The 21,710-nt window shown below is 56.4% G+C and carries 21 protein-coding genes; 9 read left to right on the top strand and 12 right to left on the bottom strand.

Annotated features, from left to right (window positions below; translation table 11 throughout):
* The first annotated feature begins 58 nt into the window (after positions 1–58).
* The 6 genes from ACILP4_RS06785 to ACILP4_RS06760 all read left to right on the top strand — a co-directional run bounded on the left by ACILP4_RS06785 (position 59) and on the right by ACILP4_RS06760 (position 6,951).
* A complete protein-coding gene (locus ACILP4_RS06785; protein WP_395619979.1) occupies positions 59–1,642 on the top strand; it encodes a GMC family oxidoreductase in 1,584 nt (527 codons plus the stop codon).
* 41 nt (positions 1,643–1,683) lie between these two features.
* On the top strand, positions 1,684–3,090 hold the full coding sequence (gene thrC, locus ACILP4_RS06780) for a threonine synthase (RefSeq protein ID WP_395620013.1): 1,407 nt from the start codon (positions 1,684–1,686) through the stop codon (positions 3,088–3,090).
* Between the two features lie 2 nt (positions 3,091–3,092).
* The gene (locus ACILP4_RS06775; RefSeq protein ID WP_395619978.1) at positions 3,093–3,971 is read left to right on the top strand and encodes a class I SAM-dependent methyltransferase; all 879 of its coding nucleotides are present in this window, start codon (positions 3,093–3,095) and stop codon (positions 3,969–3,971) included.
* Between the two features lie 8 nt (positions 3,972–3,979).
* A complete protein-coding gene (locus ACILP4_RS06770) occupies positions 3,980–4,348 on the top strand; it encodes a dihydroneopterin aldolase (RefSeq protein ID WP_395619977.1) in 369 nt (122 codons plus the stop codon).
* Positions 4,345–5,100, top strand: a complete 756-nt coding sequence (locus tag ACILP4_RS06765) for an SDR family oxidoreductase (protein WP_395619976.1) — start codon at positions 4,345–4,347, stop codon at positions 5,098–5,100. The genes ACILP4_RS06770 and ACILP4_RS06765 overlap by 4 nt, the downstream gene beginning before the upstream one ends.
* A 306-nt stretch (positions 5,101–5,406) precedes the next feature.
* The gene (locus tag ACILP4_RS06760; RefSeq protein WP_395619975.1) at positions 5,407–6,951 is read left to right on the top strand and encodes a DEAD/DEAH box helicase; all 1,545 of its coding nucleotides are present in this window, start codon (positions 5,407–5,409) and stop codon (positions 6,949–6,951) included.
* A gap of 38 nt (positions 6,952–6,989) precedes the next feature.
* Here ACILP4_RS06760 and purH read toward each other — a convergent pair whose 3' ends face one another.
* From purH to ACILP4_RS06735, 5 genes are all read right to left on the bottom strand, one after another.
* The gene (gene purH, locus ACILP4_RS06755; RefSeq protein WP_395619974.1) at positions 6,990–8,579 is read right to left on the bottom strand and encodes a bifunctional phosphoribosylaminoimidazolecarboxamide formyltransferase/IMP cyclohydrolase; all 1,590 of its coding nucleotides are present in this window, start codon (positions 8,577–8,579) and stop codon (positions 6,990–6,992) included.
* Positions 8,580–8,583: 4 nt separating this feature from the next.
* Positions 8,584–10,302: a heparinase II/III family protein gene (locus tag ACILP4_RS06750; RefSeq protein WP_395619973.1), complete on the bottom strand. Its 1,719-nt coding sequence runs from the start codon at positions 10,300–10,302 to the stop codon at positions 8,584–8,586.
* A complete protein-coding gene (gene rpe / locus ACILP4_RS06745) occupies positions 10,299–10,961 on the bottom strand; it encodes a ribulose-phosphate 3-epimerase (RefSeq protein ID WP_395619972.1) in 663 nt (220 codons plus the stop codon). The genes ACILP4_RS06750 and rpe overlap by 4 nt, the downstream gene beginning before the upstream one ends.
* Before the next feature lie 78 nt (positions 10,962–11,039).
* Complete coding sequence (locus ACILP4_RS06740; protein ID WP_395619971.1) at positions 11,040–11,555, bottom strand: GNAT family N-acetyltransferase; 516 nt, start codon at positions 11,553–11,555, stop codon at positions 11,040–11,042.
* A gap of 105 nt (positions 11,556–11,660) precedes the next feature.
* Complete coding sequence (locus tag ACILP4_RS06735; protein WP_395619970.1) at positions 11,661–12,929, bottom strand: RsmB/NOP family class I SAM-dependent RNA methyltransferase; 1,269 nt, start codon at positions 12,927–12,929, stop codon at positions 11,661–11,663.
* 138 nt (positions 12,930–13,067) lie between these two features.
* Between ACILP4_RS06735 and ACILP4_RS06730 the strand changes: the two genes are divergently transcribed.
* Entirely contained in the window at positions 13,068–13,232 is a 165-nt protein-coding gene (locus ACILP4_RS06730) for a DUF1674 domain-containing protein (protein ID WP_395619969.1), read from the top strand.
* 17 nt (positions 13,233–13,249) lie between these two features.
* On the opposite strand, the gene ACILP4_RS06725 is transcribed toward ACILP4_RS06730, so the two are convergent.
* The 4 genes from ACILP4_RS06725 to ACILP4_RS06710 form a co-directional block, all read right to left on the bottom strand.
* Complete coding sequence (locus ACILP4_RS06725; protein ID WP_395619968.1) at positions 13,250–13,642, bottom strand: acyl-CoA thioesterase; 393 nt, start codon at positions 13,640–13,642, stop codon at positions 13,250–13,252.
* A complete protein-coding gene (locus tag ACILP4_RS06720; protein WP_395619967.1) occupies positions 13,639–14,034 on the bottom strand; it encodes a type II toxin-antitoxin system HicB family antitoxin in 396 nt (131 codons plus the stop codon). The genes ACILP4_RS06725 and ACILP4_RS06720 overlap by 4 nt, the downstream gene beginning before the upstream one ends.
* Complete coding sequence (locus ACILP4_RS06715; RefSeq protein ID WP_395619966.1) at positions 14,031–14,228, bottom strand: type II toxin-antitoxin system HicA family toxin; 198 nt, start codon at positions 14,226–14,228, stop codon at positions 14,031–14,033. Before ACILP4_RS06715 ends, ACILP4_RS06720 begins: the two co-directional genes overlap by 4 nt.
* A 101-nt stretch (positions 14,229–14,329) precedes the next feature.
* Positions 14,330–16,414 carry a S9 family peptidase gene (locus tag ACILP4_RS06710; RefSeq protein ID WP_395620012.1) on the bottom strand — a complete coding sequence of 695 codons (2,085 nt, stop codon included), beginning with the start codon at positions 16,412–16,414 and terminating at the stop codon, positions 14,330–14,332.
* A gap of 126 nt (positions 16,415–16,540) precedes the next feature.
* Between ACILP4_RS06710 and ACILP4_RS06705 the strand changes: the two genes are divergently transcribed.
* Positions 16,541–18,349, top strand: coding sequence for an aminopeptidase P family protein (locus ACILP4_RS06705; protein WP_395619965.1), 1,809 nt, complete (start codon positions 16,541–16,543; stop codon positions 18,347–18,349).
* 6 nt (positions 18,350–18,355) lie between these two features.
* On the opposite strand, the gene ACILP4_RS06700 is transcribed toward ACILP4_RS06705, so the two are convergent.
* Positions 18,356–19,036, bottom strand: a complete 681-nt coding sequence (locus ACILP4_RS06700; protein WP_395619964.1) for a crotonase/enoyl-CoA hydratase family protein — start codon at positions 19,034–19,036, stop codon at positions 18,356–18,358.
* A 147-nt stretch (positions 19,037–19,183) separates the two neighbouring features.
* On the opposite strand from ACILP4_RS06700, the gene yghU reads away from it, so the two are divergent.
* A complete protein-coding gene (gene yghU, locus ACILP4_RS06695) occupies positions 19,184–20,062 on the top strand; it encodes a glutathione-dependent disulfide-bond oxidoreductase (RefSeq protein ID WP_395619963.1) in 879 nt (292 codons plus the stop codon).
* Between the two features lie 54 nt (positions 20,063–20,116).
* On the opposite strand, the gene ACILP4_RS06690 is transcribed toward yghU, so the two are convergent.
* Complete coding sequence (locus ACILP4_RS06690; protein WP_395619962.1) at positions 20,117–20,239, bottom strand: hypothetical protein; 123 nt, start codon at positions 20,237–20,239, stop codon at positions 20,117–20,119.
* 13 nt (positions 20,240–20,252) lie between these two features.
* A complete protein-coding gene (locus tag ACILP4_RS06685; RefSeq protein WP_395619961.1) occupies positions 20,253–21,410 on the bottom strand; it encodes a DUF547 domain-containing protein in 1,158 nt (385 codons plus the stop codon).
* Positions 21,411–21,710 lie beyond the last annotated feature (300 nt).

Below are 21,710 nucleotides of genomic sequence, written 5' to 3'. Positions count from 1 at the left end.
ACCCTTGCCAGTAATTAATCGTCCGCTTAAACCTCCTCACAAAGAGGGAGCAGGCGTTATGGACGAATTTGACATCATTGTTATTGGCGGTGGTTCCGCAGGCAGCGCCGCCGCCGGACGGCTGTCCGAAGGTGGCAAATATAAGGTCTGCTTGATTGAGGCGGGCGGCAATAACAATAACATGCTGATCAAGACGCCCGGCTTCATGCCGTTCATCCGCAATGCGTCCAATTACAAATATGAAACCGTCCCGCAAAAAGGACTGAATGGCCGCACGGGTTATCAACCACGCGGCAAAGGCCTTGGCGGGTCGAGCGCGATCAACGCGATGGTCTATATTCGTGGTCATAAATATGACTATGACAATTGGGCCGCCTTGGGCTGCGATGGCTGGTCCTATGACGATGTGTTGCCATATTTCAAACGCTGTGAAGATAATGAACGCGGCGCAGATGCTTTTCACGGATCAGGCGGGCCGCTTTCGGTTTCCGATCAACGCTGGCCGCAAGCCGGCAGCCTTGCCTTCATCGAAGCCGCGTCCGAATTGCAATTGCCCGTCAATACGGACTTCAACGGCGCGACGCAGGACGGCTTTGGCCTGTATCAGGTTACGCAAAAAGGCGGCGAACGCTGGACCGCCGCGCGCGCCTATGTTGAACCTGCACGCGACCGTATGGAGATTTTGACTGGCGCGTTGACCGAAAAGATCATCGTCGAAAATGGCCGTGCCACCGGCGTGGTCATTCGTCAGGGCCGCAAGCGCCGGACAATCAAAGCGCGCGGGGCCGTCATATTGTCGGCGGGCGCATTTGGTTCACCGCATATCCTGATGATGTCGGGCATGGGGCCAGCCGAACATTTACGCAGTGTTGGCGTGGACGTTGTCCATGACAAGGCCGCGATTGGTGCGGACCTGCAAGACCATATCGATTATGTCTCTAGCTTTGAAACCCAATCCAAGGATGATTTCTTCGGCGATTCGCTGGCTGGCACGGCCAAGATGGTCAAGGCGATCATCGAACATCGCCGCAAGCGCACGGGCGTGATGACAACTTGCTTTGCCGAGGCGGGCGGCTTCTGGCGTTCGGACCCAAGCTTGCCAGCGCCTGACATTCAATATCATTTCGTACCTGCCATGCTGGAAGATCATGGCCGTTCCAAAGTGAAAGGCCATGGCTTTAGCTGCCACGCCTGCGTTCTACGCCCGGAAAGCCGGGGGACCGTGCGTTTGGCGTCATCGGACGCCAAAGTCGCCCCGGTCATTGATCCGGCCTTCTTAAGCGATGACCGCGACATGGCGACCCTGCGCGCCGGCGTGCGCGCGATGCATCGGATATTCGAAGCACCTGCACTTGCCGCCTATAATGGCAAGAACCGGCATCCGGTGGATCTCAATGATGACGCAGCCTTGGATGATTTGATCCGCAGCCGCGCCGACACCGTCTACCATCCCGTTGGCACCTGCCGCATGGGACCGAATGCCGATGATGTTGTCGACTCGCGCCTGAAATATCGGGGCATAGAAGGGCTATATGTGGCCGATGCCAGCATCATGCCGCGTCTTGTTTCTGGAAACACCAACGCGCCAAGCATCATGATCGGCGAAAGATGTGCTGAATTCGTCCGCGCTGATTTGCAATAATCTTGCGTAAATGTGGCGCTGCGGTTAACCGCATGGCCGCTATGGCGATAAACGGAACAGAATATATCAGCACACGCGGCAACGCAGACGTGCTTGATTTTGCAGGCGTCACGCTGACGGGCTTGGCACGCGACGGCGGGCTCTATGTGCCGCGCCATTGGCCGCAATTTTCGCGCGACGAAATTGCCGCGATGCGCGGGCTGTCTTATGTGGAACTGGCCGCGCGGGTCATGGCGCCATTTACCAAAGGCGTTTTGGACGAGGCGGAGCTCAAAAGCCTATGCGCCGCAGCTTATGGTTCCTTCGCCCATACAGCGGTTACGCCGCTGGTGCAGTTGGATGGTCAGCACTGGTTGCTTGAGCTGTTCCACGGCCCGACCTTGGCGTTCAAGGACGTGGCGCTGCAATTGCTCGGCCAGTTTTTTGAACGCTTTCTTTCGGGCACCGACACAAAGCTGACGATTGTCGGCGCAACCTCTGGCGACACTGGTTCAGCCGCAATTGATGCCGTTGCCGGACGCGCGCAGATTGAGATTTTCATGCTGCATCCGCACAACCGCGTGTCCGATGTGCAGCGGCGGCAGATGACAACCATTCTTGCGCCAAACGTGCATAACATCGCTATCGGCGGCAGCTTTGATGATGCCCAAGCGATGGTGAAGCGGATGTTCAACGACAAGGATGTGAATGGTCCGCTAACCTTATCTGCGGTCAACTCCATCAACTGGGCCCGCCTGATGGCCCAAGTTGTCTATTATTTCTATGCCGCGCTTCGGCTTGGCGGTCCGGAACGCAAGGTCGCATTTTCGGTACCGACCGGAAATTTTGGTGATGTGTTCGCAGGCTATGTCGCTGCGCAAATGGGCCTGCCGATTGAGCGCCTGATTGTGGCCACCAACATCAACGATATTTTGCATCGCGCCTTGTCAAAAGGCGACTATTCGGTGCTGGGTGTGACCCCGACAGCATCGCCATCCATGGATATTCAGGTGTCGAGCAATTTTGAACGCTTATTGTTCGATCTGGAAGGCCGTGATGGCCTCACCACGGGCGCGCGGATGAAATGGTTTGAACAAATGGGTAAGATGGTGCTGTCGGTCGACATGCGCAAAAAGGCGGCATTGCTCACCAGCGCGCGCACCGATGCCGAACAAATGTCTGCGGCGATGCGCTGGGCTTATGGTGCTACGGACCAAATTATCGATCCGCATACCGCCATCGCTTTGCACGCCGCGCGCAATGCCGGCATCCGCCCCGATGTTCCTGTTGTGACACTGGCAACGGCGCATCCCGCAAAGTTCCCAGATGCCGTTGAAAATGCCACGGGCATCCGCCCCGCTTTGCCGGCGCGTGTCGCGCAATTATTTGACCGCGAAGAACGCTTTGACGTTCTGCCCGGCGAATATGACGCGGTGCGCGATTATGTGTTAGCGCGCGCCACGCGTTGAATATGAAGCCGGATTTCGTCACCCTGATCAGCGAACCGCGCAGCGATTACACGCTGATAGATTCAGGCCATGGCCGCAAATATGAATCCTATGGCGACCGCCATTTCATCCGCCCAGAACCACAGGCGATGTGGGCACCGGCCTTAGCAGAATGGCCCGCGGACGCTGAGTTTGTTCCTGGATCAGACGATGATGGCGGCGGTCGTTGGTATAATAACAAACCCGTTCCTATGGATGGATGGCCTTTATCGTGGAATGACGAAGTGCATTTTACGGCGTCCTGCACCCCGTTTCGCCATTTGGGCTTTTTCCCAGATATGGACCCGGTGTGGCGTTGGATGCGCGGGCAATTGGCGGGTGTTACTGACCCGGTTGCCATGAACCTGTTCGGCTATACGGGCGTTGGCACGCTCGCTTTGTCTGCGGCGGGCGCGCAGATGGTGCATGTCGATGCGTCCAAGAAATCTGTTGGGCAAGCGCGGGCCAATGCCGAAATGTCGGGCATGGCAGACCGCCCTATCCGTTGGATCGTTGATGACGCCGCTAAATTCGTTGCCCGCGAAGTGCGCCGCGAAAAACGCTATGACGGCATATTATTGGACCCGCCCAAATATGGCCGTGGCCCCGAAGGCGAAGTGTGGCGGCTTGAGGAAGACTTGCCTGAGCTGATCGCCAATTGCCGCAAGCTGTTGGATGCGGAATCGAGATTTTTATTTTTGACTGTCTACGCCGTGCGCATGTCCGCTTTGGCATTGGGCGGGCTATTGGAATCGCATTTTGCAGACCTTGGCGGCAAGGTGGAATTTGGCGAACTAGCGGTGCGCGAACAAGGCCGGGGCATGTTGTTGCCCACCGCCATCTTCGCCCGCTGGTCGCGTTAAGGAGTGATATGAGCGACAGTTTAATTCTTGAAGTGCACGATCTTGTCGTCAATGTCCTGACGGGTATTTACAGTCAGGAAACGCATCTGCCGCAACCGCTGCGCATATCGATCAGCACGACGTTGGATATGTCTCCGCATTACGCGCCAGACACGCCCTTGTCGGCGTCCAAAAATTATATGACCTTGAAAGAAGCGGCGACAAAATTGCCTGAGGGCGTACACTTTACGCTGATTGAAGCGGTCGCCGATCATATCATGGACAATCTGTTCGCCGACGACCCGCGGATCAGCAACATCGTCGTCAAAATCGTCAAGCTGGCGATTGCCGAGGATAATGAAGCGATTGGCATCACCATGTCACGGAGCCGCAAGTGACAGTTCAGCCGCTTGCAATTGTCACCGGTGGCAAGCGCAGGCTGGGCGCGGAGATCGCAGCCAAACTGGCCGCGGCTGGCTATGCGCTGGCTTTAGTAAGCCATATGGATACACCGCCCGAGGCTGCTCTAGCAGCGGCGCTGCAGGCGAACGCAAGCGAATGGCACGCATTCACCTTCGACCTGAGCGCCGGCGATCCAGCCAGGCTTATGGACATGATTGCCGGGCATTTTGGGCGCGCACCCAACCTGTTAGTGAACAATGCGGCCATGTTCGGGCAAGATGACTGGCAGACAATGACGCTGGACACGCTGGAGGCGCATTTTCGGTTGAATCTGTTTGCACCCTTATTTTTAAGCCAGGCTTTGGTGCAAATCGCCGGCCCAAAGGCGCGGCCAGCGATCGTCAATATTCTCGACCAACGCATCGTCAATCCGCATCCGGATCAGATGAGCTATACTTTATCAAAGCAAGCGCTAGCGGCGTCCATTCGGTCCATGGCCGCATCCTTCGCGGGGCGCGCGCGGTACAATGGCGTTGCCCCCGGTCTTGTCATTGCGACCGATGATTATACCGCAGAGCAAGAAACCCGGCTTGCCCAGATGATGCCCTTGGGCGCATTGCCATCGCCATCGGCTGTCGCGGAAGCTGTCGTCTATCTCGCTCAAGCGCAAGATGTTACCGGGCAAGTCATTTTCGTCGACGGTGGCGCACATCTGAAAAGTTTTGACCGCGACTTCATGCATCTTTAGCGGGCATCTGCGAACGATTATTGCGCGAACGCACAAATAACTTGCGTTTTCACCCCTGTTTCGCCATAGGCCGCTCAAGCGCATGAGGCGAGCGGACAATACCGCCGCAGTTTTGGTAGCGTGAGGGCCTAAATACAGGCTCCGCCAAACGAACAAGATGCGTAAGCTTAGAGGCTTCCCATATCACGCAGGGTTGTTTCCAACGGGTCAGCATAAGCTGCTCCCGAACACCTGCTGTTGCGCCTGTGCGGTCCTGATGAAAGGACGCGCATCACGGGCTGTGACGACTATTTTGAAAGTATAAAAATGTCTTTTTTCCAAGACCTGGGCCTCGCCCAACCTATCCTGAAGGCGCTTGAGGCGGCTGGCTATGATACGCCAACCCCCATTCAGCAACAGGCCATTCCATCCTTACTTCAAGGCCGCGATCTATGCGGTATCGCGCAGACCGGAACGGGTAAGACCGCTGCATTTGCGTTGCCCTCACTCCACCATTTCGCCACCAAGCCAAAGGCGCGTCAGCAATATAGCTGCCGGATGCTTGTCCTGTCGCCAACGCGCGAACTTGCGGCACAAATCGCCGACAGCTTCCGCACTTATGGCAAGTTTTTGGGCCTGAAGGTCGATTGCGTTTTCGGCGGCATGCCGATTTTCAGCCAGAAAAAGCGTCTTGCCGGCGGCGTCGATATTCTTGTCGCCACGCCCGGCCGCTTGATTGACCTGATTGAGCAACGCGCGGTAACGTTAAAGGACGTTGAAATTTTCGTCCTCGATGAAGCCGACCAGATGATGGACTTGGGCTTCATCCATGCCTTGAAGCGTATCGACCAATTATTGCCAAAGCAGCGTCAGACATTGTTCTTTTCAGCGACAATGCCAAAGGCGATTGCCGAGCTTGGCAACCGTTTCCTCAACAACCCTGTCCGCGTTTCAGTTGCACCTGCATCGACGACGGCAGAGCGCGTTGAGCAATTTGTGACCTTTGTCGAGCAGCGGGAAAAGCAGACTTTGCTGACGCTCAAACTGCAAAGCGAAGAGATTGACCGCGCATTGGTTTTCACCCGCACAAAGCATGGCGCCGACCGCGTTGTGCGTGGGCTGGCGGGCGCTGGCATTCAATCCGCCGCGATCCACGGCAACAAAAGCCAAGGCCAGCGTACCGCTGCGCTGCAAGCGTTCCGGGATGGCAAAATCAAAATTCTGGTGGCGACCGACATTGCGGCGCGCGGCATTGACGTCCCCGGCGTCAGCCATGTGTTCAACTTCGAACTGCCCAATGTGCCCGAACAATATGTCCACCGCATCGGCCGCACCGCGCGTGCCGGCCGTGAAGGCATCGCGATGAGCTTCGTTGCGGGTGATGAGCGCGGCTATATGAAGGATATTGAACGCCTCACGGGCGTCCGCGCGATGACACTTGGCCTTCCCGAAGGCTTCCGTGCGGCCGTCGCAGCCTTACCACCCCCGGTTGCCGATAAGAAACCGCAGCAAGCCCGTGGCGGTCGCGGTGGCGGTCAGCCCGGCGGCGGACGGACAAACTATGCTGGCAAGAAATTGGGTGGCAATAATGGTGGAACAGGCTTGAACGGCGAAACCCGCAACCGCACGCACGCCCCGCAAGGCGGCTGGCAGCCATCCATTGGTCCACGCGACGGCAGCCGTGAAGGTAAAAGCGAAGGTGGCCGCGATGCGCGTCCGCGCAGCGACAATGCCGCTGCCGGTGACCGTCGCCCCACTGCCGACCGCGCCTTTGCCGCGCGCAGCGAAAACCGCCGCGATCCCGGCGCACCGGCACGCAATTACGGCCCCAAAAAGGGTGGTTACAAAAAGGCTGTGAAGCGCGTTGGTTAAGGCTAATTACCCCTCTCGCCTGCGGGAGGGGATTTATATCAATGCCTAAAATGCCGCATGCCGGTGAAGACCATGGCCAAGCCAGCTTCATCGGCGGCGGCAATCACCTCATCATCGCGCATCGATCCGCCGGGTTGAATGACCGCCGTTGCGCCTGCTTCTGCTGCTGCAAGTAAGCCGTCGGCAAAAGGAAAAAACGCGTCTGAGGCGACGGCGGAACCCACTGTGCGCGGGGCATCCCAACCATAAGTTTCCGCGGCCTCAATGGCCTTAATCGCGGCGATCCGTGCGCTGTCACGCCGGTTCATTTGGCCTGCGCCAATGCCTGCGGTTGCGCCGTCCTTGGCATAGACAATCGCGTTGGACTTCACATGCTTGGCAATCGTCCATGCAAAGCGGCAATCCGCCAGTTCCTGGGCGCTTGGCGCACGCTTGGTGACCACCGTTAGTGCATCATCAGCCACATGGCCATTGTCGCGCGATTGCACGAGCAACCCGCCGGTAATCGGCTTGATAGAAAGGCCACCACGTTTTGGATTGGGCAATTCGCCGGTGAGCAACAAGCGTAAATTCTTCTTCTTGGCAAATACTGCCTTTGCCGCGTCATCGGCGGACGGGGCCGCCACGACTTCGGTGAAAATCTCGGTAATGGCTTCAGCTGTCGCCGCATCCAGCGGGCGGTTGACGGCAACGATACCGCCAAAGGCCGAAACGCTGTCGCATTCCAGCGCCGCACGATAGGCGTCGATCAGGGTTGCGCCCGTCGCCACGCCGCAGGGATTGGCGTGCTTGACGATCACGACCGTCGGCGGGCCATCGCGAAACTCGGCGACCAGCTCGAGCGCGGCGTCTGCATCATTGTAATTGTTGTAGGACAATTCCTTACCCTGCACTTGCTCGGCCTGTGCGATGCCCGCAATATGCGGCCCAACAGGCACATATAGCGCCGCGCGTTGGTGCGGATTTTCGCCGTAGCGCAATTCGTCCACGCGATTGCCATTGACCGCCAGCATGTCCGGAAACAGTTGCTGCTGATCGGCAAAGGCGAACCATTGGCTGATCATGCTGTCATAGGCCGCCGTCGCCGAATATGCCTTTGCCGCGCATTTGCGGCGGAAGTCATAGCTGGTTTTGCCGTCGCTTTCCGCAAGCTCGGCAATCAAGTCAGCATAATCTGCTGGATCGGTCAGGATCGTCACAAAGGCATGGTTTTTGGCTGCGCTGCGGACCATTGATGGCCCGCCAATGTCGATATTCTCGATGATTTCATCACGCGACGCACCTTTGGCCACCGTCTGCGCAAAGGGGTAAAGGTTAACGACCACAAGGTCGATGGCGCCAATATGATGCTCGGCCATCGCGGCGGCATGTTCGGGATTATCCCGCACCGCGAGTAGGCCGCCATGCACCATCGGATGCAATGTCTTGACGCGTCCGTCCATCATCTCGGGAAAGCCGGTCAGCTCGCTTATGTCTTTTACCGTCAAGCCTGCAGCGCGGAGCGTTTTGGCAGTCCCGCCGGTCGAGACCAATTCGACATCGCGTGCCGCCAGCGCATGGCCAAGCTCTAACAATCCAGCTTTGTCAGACACTGATAACAGAGCCCGCTTAATGACGACGTCGTGCATAATATTATCCTAAATGGCGCAGTTGCCAGCTAATATGGAGCTCGCCTTTACCCGTATCGGCGGCAATCACAAGTTGTTGGGTCGGGTGCGGGCGTCCATTTTGGTCAACCCATAAGCTATCATCGACGGACAATAATCCGCCGGAGGTGGTAAACGCCCAGTTGCTGCCATCAAACATGCGCAGCAATGCGGTCTGCGGCTGGTCAGAGGGTGCGATCTCAATATCTGGACCCAGATGAAAGCGGATATGCGCCATTACATCGTTCCGCGGTTTGTCCTGCGGCAGCAGCGTATCTTCGCCCCGCAATTCCATGCCGTCGGAACGCAGGATGAGCAAGCGGGCGTGATTATAACCAAAGCTTTTCGCATAGCCGTCATGGCTGGCTTCTATCCGTGTCGCCTGATCAATATCGCGGCGGTCAAGACCCACTTCCGTTACGCCCTTGCCCAATTGACCACCCGGCAGAATGGCGGTCGAATTGGTGTCATTCAGACATAAGGTCGAATGCGCCGCCGTGGTCCGCAGCCCGCGGGCCAGTTCCGCCGATAGGGTCGCGCCGACAAACGCCGCGCCGCCGCAATTGACGATGATCCGCTGCCCATTATGCGACAATTCGAACGCGAGGGTCGAAGCGCAGCCCGATGCCGACTGGCGCGCGAGCGGCGGCGGCCCTGCGTCCAACAAAAGCACAGATTTGCCAGCTGACACACGCTGATATCCCCAATCTAATGCTTGGCGATGTGGACGGGCGCGGACTTCGCTCGCCGCCACAAGTGCGTCAATCCGGTCGGCGGTCATATGGGCCGACCCCTGCCACGCGCCAAGCCCGCCATCCGAATGGGTCAGGCCCAATAAGGCAGGCACCGCACGGCCCAAGGCCTCTATGAGGAACTCCGGCACCGGCTCGTGTTGCGCAACATAGCATTGCTTCAAAAGGCTCAACAGTCCGATGAGCTCCATCAACTGTATTGGCGAGCGCGATACAACGCCGCCATCGGGGAAAATTGTGGCGCGCAAGGATTCCGAAAGTCCATCTTCACCCACTGCGCGGCGGATTTTGCCTTCGGGCAATAATAACGACGCGGCAACGACGCCTGCCCAGCCAACGGTCTTGGCAAAGTGGCTTTGCGCTCTTGGTGCGGACTGGTCCAAATGGCGGGCCACCCGCGCAAAATGGTTGATGACGCGCGAACGGTAAATGGGGTCAGAACTGCTCAGCAAAAACGGTGATCCGGCGGCCATGTTCAACAACCGCCAAGCACAATTGTCGACCCGCCAAGCTGGCTCGCGCGTTTTCATGCCATTGGCGAGCAACCAGGCATCGGCGATATGCGCAGCGGCCGGCGCGCCTTCGCCGCGATTGGTCGCCGCCGCCAGATCACGCAGCCAGTCAAAACGGTGAATATAATCCGTCAGCGATGGCGACAGATCGAGCCGGTCATAATCCAGCGTATCAAATGCTTGTTCAAAACCCTGATAATGAAATTTACCCATGCGCAGGGCCTGCCCACGCGCAGAATTGCCTTCCAAAGGATCCTTCGGCACCGCCAGAAGGCGCAAAGGCACCTTGCCCTTCAACCGCCCATTGTGCAGCGGCGTGCGCCATGTCAGCTTGTAAAATTCGAGAGAAAGACGCTCGAGGATATTTTGGCCCGCGCCCTTGGGCCTGACGATTAAGGCCGCCTGCCGTTGATCAGTATCGTCCTCAAAATTACCGGTCATTCACCCCTCAGCGCCCGGATATTGGCAGCATAATGGCTCTCGCCGCCCTTGAATGTGGCCGTGCCAGCCACCAACGTGTCCGCGCCTGCCGATATCGCGAGCGGTGCCGTGGCGGTCGTAATGCCGCCATCTACTTCAAGCCGGATGTCGCGCCCCGTTTTCTCGATCATTTTCCGAACGGCTTCGATTTTGCGCAACTGGCTTGAGATAAAGCTCTGCCCGCCAAAACCGGGGTTCACGCTCATGATGAGAACGAGATCGACATCGTCGATGAGATAATCGAGCATCTTCGCTGGCGTATGCGGATTGAGGACAATGCCCGCCATTTTGCCAAGCGACTTAATCAACTGCACTGTACGGTGCGGGTGCGGCCCAGCCTCGGGATGGAACGAGATGATATCCGCGCCAGCGTCGGCAAAATCCTGCACATATTGGTCAACCGGTGCGATCATCAAATGCACGTCAAATGGCTTATCGCTATGCGGGCGGAGGGCTTTTACGACAGCGGGACCGATGGTGATATTGGGGACAAAATGACCGTCCATAACATCGACATGAATCCAGTCGCATCCCGCCGCATCAATGGCGCGCACTTCTTCGCCCAGCCTTGCAAAATCGGCGGACAAGATGGATGGCGCAATGCGAATGGCGTTGGTCATGCTACCCGCTTAGACGCTGCTCTACAGGCGGGCAAGGCGGCGGCGGGCGTTATGCACAGCTTATCGCAATATGCGCGCCTAGCGCCGATAGATAAACAGGTCGCCAATGACATCATGCGATTCTGCAAATTTGGCAAAACCAAGCTTGCCCGCGACATTATGCGATGCGGTATTTCCGGTATCAATGATGCAGCGAATTTCGCCCAGTCCTTGGCCGTCCGCCCAGTCCAATATCGCGGTCATCGCCTCGGTAGCGTAACCTTTACCCCAAGCGTCGGGCGTGAAGGCCCAGCCGGCCTCGGGAAAGCCGTGCAGCTCTTGGATGCCGCGTTCAAACTGCGCCAGCCCGCCATTGCCCACAAAGCGCCCGCTTGCCCGCTCCACAAATGACCAATAGCCATAACCAAACAGCGACCACATGCCGATGCCCTGAAGCATCTTGCCCCAACTGACATTGCGGCTGCGTGGTTCGCCGCCAATAAACGCCGTCATGCGCGGATCAGCCCATGCCGCTGCATAATCCTCCCAATGCGCAAGCGACATGGGCTCAATGGATAAGCGTTCGGTTGTGAGTGTGGGCGCGGTAACTTTCATATACTCCCCGTCGCCTCAGCGCAGGCTGGGGCCCATCACGTCTATCAATCTCGAACGATATGCGAAATAGGCTCCAGCCTGCGCTGAAGCGACGTGGTTCATTGATTAAGCTTTTCTGGAAAACCGCGCCACGAAAAACCCGTCCAGCCCGCCTTGTGCGGCCAGCATCGGCGGCATTGTGCGAACATGTCCAGCTGCATTCGCAATCACGCCAGCGGGCAACTCGCCGGCGGTCGCGGGCAATGTTATAAATTCGGGATGCCGCGCCAGAAATGCCTCAGCCTGTGCCTCACCCTCATGCGGTTCGAGCGAGCAAGTGGCGAATACCAACATACCGCCCGGTTTCACCCAATCCGCAGCGCGGTCCAGCATCGCACTTTGGATTGCCGCGAGGTTGTTGATCGCCTTCAGGTCTATGCGCTGCAACACATCGGGGTGGCGTCGCATTGTGCCCGTTGCGCTGCAAGGGGCATCGAGCAAAATGGCATCGTACGGCTGCGATGGTTTCCAATCCATGACATCGGCATTTACCCGCTCCGCATTCAACTGCGTGCGCTCCAAATTAGACATCAGCCGGTCCATCCGCCGCGCGCTATTGTCGAGCGCGGTGACCGCAAAACCAGCCGCCGACAACTGCATTGTCTTGCCGCCCGGCGCTGCACAAAGATCAAGCGCGCGTTTACCAGCACCATTACCCAAAAGCCGCGCAGGTAGGCTGGCAGCCAGATCCTGAACCCACCACGCGCCTTCGTCATAGCCATCAAGTTCTTCGACCGCCGTACCGCGCGGCAAACGCACATGGCCGGGCATCAGGCTGACCCCATTTAGGCGCTCGGCCCATGCATCGGTCGCGGCTGGTTCCCGCAAGGCCAGGTCCAATGGCGGTGGTTCTGACAATGCCTTTTGCGCGCCCACAATCATCTCATCGCCCCATACTGGGTGCCAGCGCATCATCACCGCCTCTGGCAAGGACGGCAATTCCGGCAAGGTGACTTCAGCGCGCAGCAAGGATCCCAAGACGCCATGCACCAGCCGCCTTGGACCGCCATCGACCAAAGGTAAGGCCGTTGCGATGGCCGCATGGGCAGGCGTGCCCAAGCGCAAAATCTGCGCAAGTGCGAGGCGCAGCAACATCCGTGCCTTGGAATCGTCCGGCAGAACTTGTTTGGTCTTGCTGTCGATCAAATAATCCAGATCCACCGACCAGCGCAAAGTCTCCTGCGCGATTGCAATCGCCAAGGCGCGATCGGGTGGCGACAGGCCTTTGGTCGCATTCGCGGTCGCTTGGTCCATCGGCGTGCCCATGCGCATCACGGTATCAAGCAGCCGCAAGGCAGCGCGGCGGGTGGGAAAGCCAGAAATTTCTTCAGTCATAGACATGCGCACTAGGCGTCTGCGGCAGACAAGTGAAGAGCGGTTCTGCGCGCTCCAACGCGCAATACCACATCTTGCAAATGCGAGGATGAAAGCCGATATTCAATATTAGCCACTTCGCTCAAGGAATTTCGAAATATGGGCACGCGTCCACCACATGTCAAAGCGCCGGAATATCTCTCCAAAAGCCCGCCAGTTCCACAACCCGAAGAGGTCGGTCGCGCGCCTGAACCCGACGCCGAACGGCCAGATCCCGTCCGCTATGGTGATTGGGAATTAAAGGGCGTTGCGATTGATTTCTAGGATCAGGCCGACAACGGTCATCCCATAAATGGCGCAGATACCTCTGGCCGGACGCGGACGAGCCGTCCCGTTACTTTATCAATCATCGCCCAAGTCGTGTTCGCACGCACGATCACTTTGCCGTTGGTATCGACAAAATCGACCCGCCGATCAAACTGTGCTCCCTTGGGCTCGCTCTCGATCCATGTGCGCGCCGTGACGCTTTCACCTGCCGCAATATTGCCGCGATAATCAATCTCGTGCCGCGTCACGACCCAATAATAGGCCGCGATATGCTCCGGCGACGCGACCGCCTGCCAATGCGACGTCGCCATATCCTGAATCCACCGCACCCAAACGGCATTGTTGACATGACCAAGCTCGTCAATGTCGGACGGCGCAGCGGTGAAGCTGTGGATGAAAGGCGTCAACGCCGTCCCTCGATTTCGTTGCGTGCGGCCTCGGTCAGGAAAGCACTGCGTGTTAATTTGCGCGACGTCGCGGCGGCGTCGATGGCATCCAGAACTCCGCGATCAATCGAAATGTTGATTCGTTGCGGCCGGTTGCTAACATAGACATAAGGCACGGCGAGCAGAAATGCGCCATCGGCCAAATCGTCCGCGGCCATATCGCGAATTTTCTCTATCGTCGAAGGCTTAGGTGCCTTTTCGCCTTCCAGATACAGCGCCACCGCTTCGCTGGCATTGGCCTGCACATCGGCGAGGTCGTCGGCCGCCGAAAAGCAGCCGGGAAGATCGGGGAAATGCACCCCCCATGCGCTATCTTCATCTTTATGGACGACGGCGTGATAGATGATCATCATTTCGTACCTTCTGCAAGCCAGCCCGCCATTTGCGCGATGCTCCGCGCGGTGCCGAGCGGCAAATTCTTTTTCGGATGCGGCACCACAACAACCTGCGCATCTTTGCGGAATTTGTGATACGAACCCTTTATCGCGACCAGTTCAAAGCCCTCGGCCAGCAACCTTTTGACAATGCGCTTGCTGTCGCGTTCCATGACGTAGCATTAGCGTAGGCGCGAATTCGAGTCAAGAAGTGTGTATTTATTTACACACGGTAATAAAATTTTACCGCGGCATATATTCCGTCCAAACGATTTCATTTGGCCGACGTGGTTAACCCCATCTGCCACAGAATAAACGCCGCTTCCTCCGCATTTTCGCGCAACCGTTCAAACCGTCCGGACTTACCGCCATGGCCAGCGCCCATATTGGTCTTGAGCAAAAGCACATTGTCGTCGGTCTTCATAGCGCGCAGTTTTGCGACCATCTTGGCGGGTTCCCAATAAGTGACACGCGGGTCATTCAGGCCTGCTGTCCATAGCATCGGCGGATAGGCCTTTGCTTCGACATTGTCATAAGGTGAGTAGCTGCGGATATAATCGAACGCGGCTTTGTCGGTGATCGGGTTGCCCCATTCGGGCCATTCGCCTGGCGTCAACGGCAGGTCCTTGTCCAACATGGTGTTGAGCACATCGACAAAGGCGACATGGCTGACGACTGCCCCGAATAATTCCGGCGCCTGATTAACCACCGCGCCCATCAACTCACCGCCAGCCGATCCGCCGCTTGCGGTCACCTTGCCTTTGCTGGTGAAGCCCAAGTCGATCAGACCCTTGGCCGCATCGACAAAGTCGTTGAAGGTGTTGGTCCGCTTCGTCAGCTTGCCATCGAGATACCATTGATAGCCAAGGTCATCCCCGCCCCGAATATGCGCAATCGCATAGGCAAAGCCGCGGTCGACCATCGACAGGCGGTTGGCGCTGAAACCCGGCGGCATGGCATAGCCATAAGCGCCGTAGGCATACAGATGCAGCGGCTGACTGCCGTCTTTCTTGAAACCTTTTTGAGTGAGGATCGACACCGGAACCTTTGTACCATCACGCGCTTTAATCATTACGCGCTCGGTCACATATTGGCTTGGGTCATATCCGCTGGGGATTTCCTGAACCTTCAGCGTTTTCAGCTGGCCGTCGGCGAGGGTGTAGTCAAAAACGGTATCCGGTGTGACCATCGATTCATAACCAAGCCGTAGCTTAGTCACATCATATTCGGGATTATCGCCCAAGCCAGCGTCATAGCTTGCCTCTGGGAATTTAATCCGCTCGACCTTTTTAGCATCGGCATAATCGCGAATTTCGACCTGATCGAGGCCGTCAATACGGCCTTCTGTCACATAGAAATTCTTGAACAAAGACAGGCCGGTCAAATAATGGCGGTCGGACCCAGCAATCAATGTTTTCCAGTCGCCGGGTGCCTTCAGGCTGGCGGTGGCTACGCGGAAGTTTACATGATCATCATTGGTCAGAATGAACAAACTGCCGTCGCGCACATCGACGCTATATTGCCGTCCGACTTTGCGCGGAGAGACCAAAATGGGCGTTGCCGTCGGGTCATTGGCCGGCACCAAACGTACTTCGCTGGTGACATTGTCGCCGGTGCCAATGACAATCCAATCCTCTTGCGCGGTCAGGCCAACACCGACACCAAAGCCGATATCGTCTTCCTTATAGAGCAGCTTCGCCTTGCTGAGTTCGTCACCCAATTTGTGATACCACGCATTGTCCGTGCGCCAATTGTCGTTGGCCAAGCCATAGACAACGCCTTTATTATCCGATGACCAAACAATGCTGGACAGCGTGCCGGGGATGATGTCGGCCAATTTTTCGCCAGTTTCCAAATTGCGGAAATGCAGGTCAAAGCGTTCTGACCCGTTATCATCATAAGCATAAGCCAAAATCTTGCCATCAGGACTTATTTCTGCAGCGCCTAAACGGAAATAGGCCTTGCCCTTCGCCAGTTCATTTTCGTCGAGAATAAGCTGATTCGCGCCGCCCGCGACGGGCTTGCGATAATGTTTACGATATTGCGCGCCTTCTTCAAATTTCGACCAATAGATATAGTCGCCATCCTTTTGCGGAACGCTACTATCATCCTCTTTGACGCGGCCTTTCATTTCCTGAAAAATCGTTTCGGTCAGCGCGGCCTGCGGGGCCATTTGCGCTTCGAAATAGGCGTTTTCGGCCTTCAGATGGTCCAAAATTTCCGCGTCATCAATCGTCGGGTAGCTTGAATCGCGCAGCCAGTGATAATCATCGGTAATCGTCACATTGTGATAGGTCGCCTGATGCGGACGCTTTGCGGCAACGGGGGGCTTGGTTTGCGCGGTGGCTGTTTCGGTCATGGGTTCTTTCTGGGCGAATGCGGGCGAGGATAATGCGCTGGTAGCAAAAATGAGTGGGAGCAGTGCTTTCATGAGACGACTTCCTCGCGTATATGGATGTCATAACCATATGAACGGAAGTCCGACATGTCTACCTATGAAGCCCGCCTTGCTGCGCTGCGTGCGCAACTGAAGAACGAACAGCTCGACGGTTTCGTCGTGCCTATCTGCGACGAGCATATGTCGGAATATGTCGGCGATTATGCACAGCGGCTTGGTTGGCTTACGGGTTTTGGCGGCTCGGCGGGTTCGGCAGTGGTCTTATCCGAAGAGGCTGCGATCTTCACCGATGGCCGTTACACGCTGCAAGTGCGCGAACAGGTCGATGGCAAACATTGGCAATATGTGGGTGTGCCCCAAACGAGCATCGCTGACTGGTTGCAGGACCATGCCCCGACCGGTGCGCGCATCGGCTATGATGCATGGGTTCACACCAAAGGCTGGGTCGAAAGTGCGACCAAGGCACTAGCCGCCAAGGGCGCGGAGCTGGTCGCCGTCAAAAGCAATCCAATCGACAGGGTGTGGGCTGAACAGCCGCAGAAAAGCGTGGCCAAGCTAATCATACATGACACCCAATATGCAGGACAGAGCAGCGCCGAAAAACGCGCCGCTGTGGCCGAATGGCTGACAGCGCATAAGCTTGACAGCACCGTTATTTCCGCGCTCGATTCGGTGGCGTGGTTGCTGAATATCCGCGGCTCTGACGTGTCGAACACCCCTGTAGCACTCAGCTTTGTGCTGGCTTATGCCGATGGCACGGCGGACCTTTTTGTCGCGCCCGAAAAGCTTGATGACGCCGTTCGCGCGCATCTTGGCAATGCCGTGCGCTTACGCGATCCGTCTGAATTCGTACCAGAATTGCGGTCGATGAACGGCAAGCGCATTGCCGTTGATCCCGACCGCGCCGTCGCCGCCATCTTCGGCGCGTTGCAAGCGGGTGGCGCGCACATCGTCGAGACGCGCGATCCAACCATCCTGCCAAAAGCGGTCAAAAACCCCGTTGAGCAATCGGGCCACCGCGCCGCACAAGCCCGCGATGGCGCAGCCCTAAGCCGTTTCCTGCATTGGATGCACGAGACCGCGTATAAAGGCGAATTGAACGAGTTATCCGCTGCTGCACGGCTAAAAGCATTCCGCGAAGATACAGGTATGCTCAAGGATTTGTCGTTCGACACCATCTCCGCCACCGGTCCCAATGGCGCGCATTGCCATTATAAGGTCGATGAAAGCACCAACCGCAGCATTGAACCCAACAGCATCTATCTGGTCGATAGCGGTGGGCAATATCTGGACGGCACAACCGACGTCACGCGCACTATCTGGGTCGGCCCAGGGCAGCCCACAGCCGAGATGAAGGACCGCTTCACGCGCGTGTTGAAAGGCCATATCGCCTTGGCCTGCGCGGTCTTTCCCGAAGGCACCAGAGGCGCGCAATTGGACAGCATGGCCCGCGCTTCCCTGTGGCAGGCTGGCTTGGATTACGCCCACGGCACAGGTCATGGCGTCGGCAGCTTCCTTGCCGTGCACGAAGGCCCGCAACGCATCGCCAAATTCGCGGGCGGACAAGCCGGCAGCGACGAGCCATTACAAGCGGGCATGATCCTGTCCAATGAGCCCGGTTATTACAAATCAGGCGAATATGGTATCCGCATCGAAAATCTGGTGCTGGTCGAAGACCGCGCCATCGCCGGCGCGGAAGGGCGCTATTTCGGGTTTGAAACGCTCACCTTCGCGCCAATTGACAAGAATTTGGTCGACGTCAGCTTGCTGAATAGCGACGAGCTACGCTGGTGGAATGATTACCATGCCAAGGTGCTTGCGATTGTCGGTCCGCAATTGGACGGCGAAGCGCTGGCGTGGGCGACGGAGGCTTGTGCGCCGTTAACGGTAGGCTGACGCGCCTCAAAGCTTATGATGCGCGCCCAAGCTCGCCTTTATCCGGTCAAGCGTTGCTTTGCGGATGGCATTCTTGTTCCACGCATAAGCGGGCGCTGGCAACTGCGCGAGTTGGCTGGCAACGGCTAAGGCTTTCGCTTCGACCTCATCTGCTGGCGCCAGCATATCGAGATAGCCCGCTTCGAGCGCGCCTTGCGGGTTGTAAATAAAGCCTTGGATCATCGCGCGGGTCAGGTGCGACGGATTGAGCCGATCACGCGCCAGCTCCATTGCGAAGATGGGCAAGTTCATGCCTGTAATCGCCTCATTCGCGCCAATTTTATAGTCGCCCGCGGTGCCAATGCGCGTGTCACAGGCGTGTAGGATGAACACACCCATTGCGATCGCATGACCCGTACAGGCCGCGACTACGGGCAACGGTCCACCATAGAGACGCAGCAACAATTCCGCACCTGCATCCAGCAACTTATACACGCCATCCGCGCCAAGGCTGGCAAAAGCGTTCAGGTCAAACCCGCCCGAAAACCGCCCACCACGACCGATCAGGACAATGGCTTTTGCTTCGGCCTCGGCTGTGTCGAGCGCGGCGTTCAAAGCCGCCAGCATGTCGAAGTTAATCGCATTTGCCTTACCATCATCCATGCGGATGAGGGCAATGTCGTTGGTGATTTCGACGGTTGCGGACATAATGGCTCTCCCTTGGATTAATCTTCAGACTAAAGCCGCGCTTTACGTTCACGTCAACTTGAAAATATGCACGCACCGCCGCACACCTCGGCGTAACGCCTGCGCAGCCCTACATCGCAATAACACCCTAATATTTGAGGCATCTTCATGACCCAGACATTTTCCGAATACACCCCTGCTGATGTCTGGGAATGGAACAGCGAAAATGGCGGTCAATTCGCCAATATCAACCGGCCGATCGCTGGAGCCACTCATGACAAAGGACGTTCAGTCGGCACGCATCCGATGCAGCTTTATTCACTTGCAACGCCAAATGGCGTGAAGGTTACCGTGATGCTTGAGGAGTTGTTGGCGCTTGGCCATCGCGGCGCAGAATATGATGCCTGGTTGGTCAACATCCGCGATGGCAACCAGTTTTCGAGCGGCTTTGTCGATGCCAACCCCAATTCCAAAATCCCCGCCTTGTTCGACCATTCAACGCCGACACCAACACGCGTGTTCGAGTCCGGATCGATCTTGCTGTATTTAGCAGAGAAATTCGGGGCGTTTCTTCCGACTGAGCATCATGCACGAACTGAGACCATCAACTGGCTCATGTGGCAAATGGGCAGTGCGCCTTATTTAGGCGGCGGCTTTGGTCATTTTTACGCATATGCACCGTTCAAATTCGAATATGCCATTGACCGTTTTGCGATGGAGGTAAAACGGCAATTGGACGTCCTAGATCGCAATTTGGCGGAGCGCGAATATATGGCAGGCGATGCTTATACTATCGCCGATATGGCGATTTGGCCGTGGTATGGCGCGCTGGTCAAAGGCCTGATTTACAACGCTGGGAAGTTCCTTTCGGTGCATGAATATAAAAATGTCATCCGCTGGACCGACCAGATTGCCGAGCGACCTGCGGTTAAGCGCGGACGGATGGTCAACCGCGTGATGGGCGACCCCGCGAGCCAATTGCATGAACGGCATGGCGCAAGCGACTTCGACACCAAAACGCAAGACAAGGTCAAAATTACGACCTGATAGCTGTCTGTCCGTCGTCAGAACTAACTGACAATCATCGTATAAGGACACCTTTCACGTCTTCCGGAAATGATGTGTTAGATTGTTTTCGATGACTTCGCAGAATTCTTCGGGTGTTAACGGATTCTCCAGTTCAAACAATTGGTCGGGAATCCAGTTTTCCAGTGCCTGAACCATGGCGACTTCGCCTCTAAGGTCGTTGCTCGGACGTTTTCATATTCGGCTTATTGCCTTCGCCCAATGTATCTTCTTCATCGCCAACTATTACTTTCCCGCGTTTAATCCTGCCTTGCTTGAGCAGTATCTCGGTCTTTCCCTTGATCTGGTTTGTGTAGGAAGTGATCGCAAAAGTTCGCGAGTCTTTTACAGGTTTGCCGTTGATTGTCACATTGCCGATCACATGATCTGCATGACCGCCTTCCATGTCAGCGATGTCATATTCATAAGAGTTGACCTTAAACGTTTTCGTAGCAGCATATTCTTCATAGACTTCATCCCACATATATTGCTGGAAATGCTGTCGAAGGTCGCCGTCGAAATTTGTGAAATAGAAGCGCGCCACATCTTTGTAGATCTTGGAGACACCACCGCGACTGAAGGCTCGCAGCGAGTTTACAAACTCGTTAGCATTCTGATCGAGGAGGCGGTCGACGTTTTCTGCAGTAAATGATTGCCCTTGCATCGAGGGTGAACCGATGTCGCCCAAGAAGAAGCCGTAAATGACCTTTGGATCTTCCCAGTTGGGGTATACGATATTTTCCCGGATGTCGCGTAGGCTTAGCTTCGAACCGTTTACGGAAATCACTTTTGCATCTTGGAGAGGAACCTTGCCCTCGCCAATCAACAGATTGCTAGGTTGCATAACGGGATAGTTCTCGGCGATCAGCATCGTCACTGTCAAATTGTGCAGGTTGATCCAATAGACCAACTGCTCTTGTTTGGGCAATGCTGCTATCTCGATTGTGTTGGCGAGATCCTCTAGGTCGCGTTTATATTCCTGAAGTGTGAGGACATGTTCCGCTCGCAGTTTCGAAAAGGGAATCTTGTTCCCTTCCAAACGATAGGGCGATGTATGTTCCACGACGAAGCGACTGCCGGTCAGGGGCTCCGGTTTAGGCGCGACTTGGCGGGTGGAAACGCCCGTGAGGAATACAAGGTTGTTGAGAATTTCGTTCCAATAGTTGTAATCGATTTTCAGATCTTTTTTTGGCGCTGGCACGAATTTCGCGAATTCCGGCGAAACCACAATGCGCGCAGACCGCTCGCCTGGCGCTTGCAGCGCAAGGGACTGAGCAGGTATCATCAATGACAGCGCCGCGATGCTGGAATGTAAAAACGAATATCGCATGAATCGATCCTTAACCCGACATTTCCTCATTGGTTGTAAATTTCGCTAATTTGCAATGAGATTTTAGCGCGAGAGCTTTGAGCGTAAGCATTTTTGTGCTTTACCAAGCCAGACGCATGAAAGTATTATTGCCTTCAATCTTTTAGGAGCCCTAAACTATTCCGCTTGGCTGGCGCAGGCCTCACGCCCGAGTGCGATCTGCGCGTCGGCAATTCCCTGCTCTGCAGCCTTGGGGTAGCAATTAACCGTCATCGCAACGTCCTGCGCTACCGGATCTCCTGCATTGGCCATTCTTTTAGG

Origin of the sequence: Sphingorhabdus sp., from assembly GCF_044239045.1 — a bacterium.
Lineage (GTDB): Bacteria > Pseudomonadota > Alphaproteobacteria > Sphingomonadales > Sphingomonadaceae > Sphingorhabdus_B.
The sequence above is the reverse complement of the archived record's forward strand: the minus strand, read 5'-3'. Positions and strand labels throughout refer to the sequence as shown.

Excerpts from the sequence above, each read along its gene's own strand:
- ACILP4_RS06785 (WP_395619979.1), top strand. The coding sequence starts at position 59 with ATGGACGAATTTGACATCATTGTTATTGGCGGTGGTTCCGCAGGCAGC.
- thrC (WP_395620013.1), top strand. The coding sequence starts at position 1,684 with ATGGCGATAAACGGAACAGAATATATCAGCACACGCGGCAACGCAGAC.
- ACILP4_RS06775 (WP_395619978.1), top strand. The coding sequence starts at position 3,093 with ATGAAGCCGGATTTCGTCACCCTGATCAGCGAACCGCGCAGCGATTAC.
- ACILP4_RS06770 (WP_395619977.1), top strand. The coding sequence starts at position 3,980 with ATGAGCGACAGTTTAATTCTTGAAGTGCACGATCTTGTCGTCAATGTC.
- ACILP4_RS06760 (WP_395619975.1), top strand. The coding sequence starts at position 5,407 with ATGTCTTTTTTCCAAGACCTGGGCCTCGCCCAACCTATCCTGAAGGCG.
- purH (WP_395619974.1), bottom strand. The coding sequence starts at position 8,579 with ATGCACGACGTCGTCATTAAGCGGGCTCTGTTATCAGTGTCTGACAAA.
- ACILP4_RS06750 (WP_395619973.1), bottom strand. The coding sequence starts at position 10,302 with ATGACCGGTAATTTTGAGGACGATACTGATCAACGGCAGGCGGCCTTA.
- rpe (WP_395619972.1), bottom strand. The coding sequence starts at position 10,961 with ATGACCAACGCCATTCGCATTGCGCCATCCATCTTGTCCGCCGATTTT.
- ACILP4_RS06740 (WP_395619971.1), bottom strand. The coding sequence starts at position 11,555 with ATGAAAGTTACCGCGCCCACACTCACAACCGAACGCTTATCCATTGAG.
- ACILP4_RS06735 (WP_395619970.1), bottom strand. The coding sequence starts at position 12,929 with ATGACTGAAGAAATTTCTGGCTTTCCCACCCGCCGCGCTGCCTTGCGG.
- ACILP4_RS06730 (WP_395619969.1), top strand. The coding sequence starts at position 13,068 with ATGGGCACGCGTCCACCACATGTCAAAGCGCCGGAATATCTCTCCAAA.
- ACILP4_RS06720 (WP_395619967.1), bottom strand. The coding sequence starts at position 14,034 with ATGATGATCATCTATCACGCCGTCGTCCATAAAGATGAAGATAGCGCA.
- ACILP4_RS06715 (WP_395619966.1), bottom strand. The coding sequence starts at position 14,228 with ATGGAACGCGACAGCAAGCGCATTGTCAAAAGGTTGCTGGCCGAGGGC.
- ACILP4_RS06710 (WP_395620012.1), bottom strand. The coding sequence starts at position 16,414 with ATGACCGAAACAGCCACCGCGCAAACCAAGCCCCCCGTTGCCGCAAAG.
- ACILP4_RS06705 (WP_395619965.1), top strand. The coding sequence starts at position 16,541 with ATGTCTACCTATGAAGCCCGCCTTGCTGCGCTGCGTGCGCAACTGAAG.
- ACILP4_RS06700 (WP_395619964.1), bottom strand. The coding sequence starts at position 19,036 with ATGTCCGCAACCGTCGAAATCACCAACGACATTGCCCTCATCCGCATG.
- yghU (WP_395619963.1), top strand. The coding sequence starts at position 19,184 with ATGACCCAGACATTTTCCGAATACACCCCTGCTGATGTCTGGGAATGG.
- ACILP4_RS06690 (WP_395619962.1), bottom strand. The coding sequence starts at position 20,239 with ATGGTTCAGGCACTGGAAAACTGGATTCCCGACCAATTGTTTGAACTG.
- ACILP4_RS06685 (WP_395619961.1), bottom strand. The coding sequence starts at position 21,410 with ATGCGATATTCGTTTTTACATTCCAGCATCGCGGCGCTGTCATTGATG.